This window comes from Fibrobacter sp. UWB4, from assembly GCF_002210345.1.
GTDB lineage: Bacteria > Fibrobacterota > Fibrobacteria > Fibrobacterales > Fibrobacteraceae > Fibrobacter.
The window spans coordinates 1-2500 of the sequence record NZ_MWQI01000016.1 but is presented as its reverse complement, the minus strand read 5'-3'; the positions used below and the strand labels follow the sequence as shown (position 1 = coordinate 2500).

Annotated in this window: 2 rRNA genes (1 of these 2 cut by a window edge); both read left to right on the top strand. The window is 58.0% G+C overall.

The features are described 5' to 3' along the window. Positions 1-2277: ribosomal RNA gene (locus B7990_RS14755) — 23S ribosomal RNA — on the top strand; it begins 629 nt to the left of the window's first position. 105 nt (positions 2278-2382) lie between these two features. Further along, positions 2383-2497, top strand: a 5S ribosomal RNA gene (gene rrf, locus B7990_RS14750). Positions 2498-2500 lie beyond the last annotated feature (3 nt).

The following is a 2500-nucleotide window of genomic DNA, read 5'->3' as shown; positions in this document are numbered from 1 at the left end:
GCGAAAGCGAGTCTCAACTGGGCGACCAGTCGTACACGGCAGACACGAAGCCTTAGTGATCTACCCATGGCCAAGCTGAAGCGGAAGTAACATTCCGTGGAGGGCTGAACCGATATACATTGAAACGTGTTCGGATGAGCTGTGGGTAGGGGTGAAAGGCCAATCAAACTGGGCGATAGCTTGTTCTCTCCGAAACATATTTAGGTATGGCGTCATGTTAGCTTCACGGGGGTAGAGCACTGGCAGGACTAGGGGGCACACCCGCTTACCAAACCCTATCAAACTCCGAATACCGTGAACGCGATGCATGGCAGACAGCCTGCGAGTGATAAGATCCGTAGACGAAAGGGAAACAACCCTGACCACCGACTAAGCGTCCCCAAGTACGTGCCAAGTGGGAAAGGATGTGGAGCTGCACAGACAGCCAGGAGGTTAGCTTAGAAGCAGCTATCCTTTAAAGAAAGCGTAATAGCTCACTGGTCAAGCGGCTCCGCGCCAAAAATGATCGGGACTAAGCACGTCACCGAAGTCGTGGGCTTCCGGCAACGGGAGCGGTAGGAGAGCGTTCCGCAGGCCTGGGAAGGCGGGTGGCGATGCCCGCTGGAGGCACCGGAAACGAGAATGCTGGCATGAGTATGCGAAAATGCGGGTGAAAAACCCGCACACCGTAAGTCCAAGGGTTCCCGGGCAAGGATAATCCTCCCGGGGTCAGTCGGGATCTAAGACGAGGCCGAGAGGCGTAGCCGATGACAACCAGGTGAACATTCCTGGACCCTCCGATAAGCGTCACTACCGACGCGGCGACGCATGGGAATTCACGGGGCGGCCGATGGATGCCGCTGAAGGAGTGCGAGGCGCAGGGGCGGCAAATCCCCCCTGCACAAGCCCCAGGCTCCGGACCCCCGGAAGGCTTCGGCCGGAAGGGGCGCCGCGATGGACCGTGCCAGGAAAAACCGCTAAGGGAGCGAACGGAGGCCCGTACCGTAAACCGACACAGGTGGACGAGGCGAATAGCCTAAGGTGCTCGAGACAACTCGGGAGAAGGAACTCGGCAAATTAACCCCGTAACTTCGGGATAAGGGGAGCCTCCGGTTGTTACCGTGAACAGCGGGAAGCATCTGGAGGTCGCAGGGAAACGGCAGAAGCGACTGTTTACCAAAAACACAGGGCCATGCTAACACGCAAGTGGACGTATATGGTCTGACACGTGCCCGGTGCCGGAAGGTTAACAGGAGGGGTCAGCGCAAGCGAAGCCCTGAATCGAAGCCCCGGTAAACGGCGGCCGTAACTATAACGGTCCTAAGGTAGCGAAATTCCTTGTCGGGTAAGTTCCGACCTGCACGAATCGTGTAACGACTTCTGCACTGTCTCCTCCCGGGACTCGGCGAAATTGCAGTGCCGGTGAAGATGCCGGCAACCCGCACCTGGACGGAAAGACCCCATGAACCTTCACTGTATTTTGACATTGGTTTTAGGGCTGGCATGTGTAGGATAGGTGGGAGGCTACGAGCCGGCGACGCCAGTCGTCGGGGAGCCGTCCTTGAAATACCACCCTTGCCCGTTTTGAGATCTAACCTCGTCCCGTCATCCGGGACAGGGACCGTGTCTGATGGTCAGTTTGACTGGGGCGGTCGCCTCCCAAAAGGTAACGGAGGCATCCAAAGGTTCCCTCAGCGCGGTCGGCAATCGCGCGCAGAGCACAAAGGCATAAGGGAGCTTGACTGCGAGACGGACACGTCGAGCAGGTACGAAAGTAGGGCTTAGTGATCCCGCGGTACAGCGTGGAAAGGCCGTTGCTCAATGGATAAAAGGTACTCTGGGGATAACAGGCTGATCTCCCCCAAGCGTTCATAGCGACGGGGAGGTTTGGCACCTCGATGTCGGCTCGTCGCATCCTGGGGCTGGAGAAGGTCCCAAGGGTTTGGCTGTTCGCCAATTAAAGCGGCACGCGAGCTGGGTTCAAAACGTCGTGAGACAGTTTGGTCCCTATCCGGTGTGGGCGTTCGAGACTTGAGGGAAGCTGTCCTTAGTACGAGAGGACCGGGACGGACGAACCTCCGGTGTACCGGCTGTCGCGCCAGCGGCATTGCCGGGTAGCCATGTTCGGATTGGAGAAACGCTGAAGGCATCTAAGCGTGAAGCCATTCCCAAGATCAGGTCTCGCGGGGGCAACCCCCTGAAGGGCCGTCGGAGACTACGACGTCGATAGGCCGCAGGTGTAAGCGTGGCGACACGTTGAGCCGAGCGGTACTAATAGCCCGTGAGACGCTTTTCCTTTCTTTCAACGATTTGGTTCTACTGTCCCGCGTGGGCAGCCCGGACCCGCCTGGCTTCGGCATTCTGGCGATTGCAAAAGAGTTTAGGTTCCATGCATGAGTTTGTTTCAGCGGTTATCGAGTGAGGGTCACACCCGTTCCCATCCCGAACACGGAAGTTAAGCCTCAGATCGCCGATGGTACCTGGCCCTCGGGTCCGGGAGAGTAGGTCGCCGCTGGATTCA